Source organism: Treponema endosymbiont of Eucomonympha sp., assembly GCF_001028545.1.
On the sequence record NZ_BBPW01000444.1, the window covers coordinates 1 to 588 of the forward strand.

The 588-nt window shown below is 63.9% G+C and carries 2 protein-coding genes; both read right to left on the minus strand.

Going from position 1 to position 588, the window contains the following annotated elements:
* The coding region (gene mobA, locus AWU74_RS07520; RefSeq protein WP_062328761.1) for a molybdenum cofactor guanylyltransferase at positions 1-503 on the minus strand (503 nt) is incomplete at its 3' end.
* On the minus strand, positions 488-574 hold the full coding sequence (locus tag AWU74_RS13590; RefSeq protein ID WP_368853469.1) for an iron hydrogenase small subunit: 87 nt from the start codon (positions 572-574) through the stop codon (positions 488-490). The genes AWU74_RS13590 and mobA, both read right to left, overlap by 16 nt.
* Positions 575-588: the final 14 nt, after the last annotated feature.

The window sequence follows — 588 nt, forward strand, 5'->3', positions numbered from 1 at the left end:
GCGCCGACGATCTGCGTGTGTATGCGGTCGGGCAGCAGGCTTATCTGGGATTCGCCGCGCAGCAGCGCTTCGGGCAGGGGGGGTATGCAGCTTTGGCCGAAGAAGGAATTGAACGGCTCGTAGCGCCCGTCTTCGCGGCGGGCGACGCAGGGGTCGACGCGCTCCCGGCGGATAATCTCCTGCATATGACGGATATAGTCCAGAGACAGAAAGGGCATATCGCACGCGGTAACGTACAGATAGTCGCTCCCGCAGCGCAATAAGCCCTGATACACGCCGGCGAGCGGACCGGAGCCGATTCCGTCGCGCAGCGCCGTAACGCCGGGCAGCGCGAGCGGCTCGTTTGCCGACACCAGCACCTCGCCGAACGCGGTCTTGAGCCGCGCGAAGAGGCTCTCGAATACCGACGCGCCGCCCAGCCGAAGCTGCTTTTTGTCATAGCCCATGCGCGAGCTTTTCCCGCCCGCCAGGATAAGCGCGCTTCCGGTCAGCACTGCCTGCATGTCGGGGGGAGCAGTTCGTGCGCCTTGTGCCCGTTCGGTTTATCGAGGAACTCCGCGTATAACGTTTGTATCGACGCACTCCCGT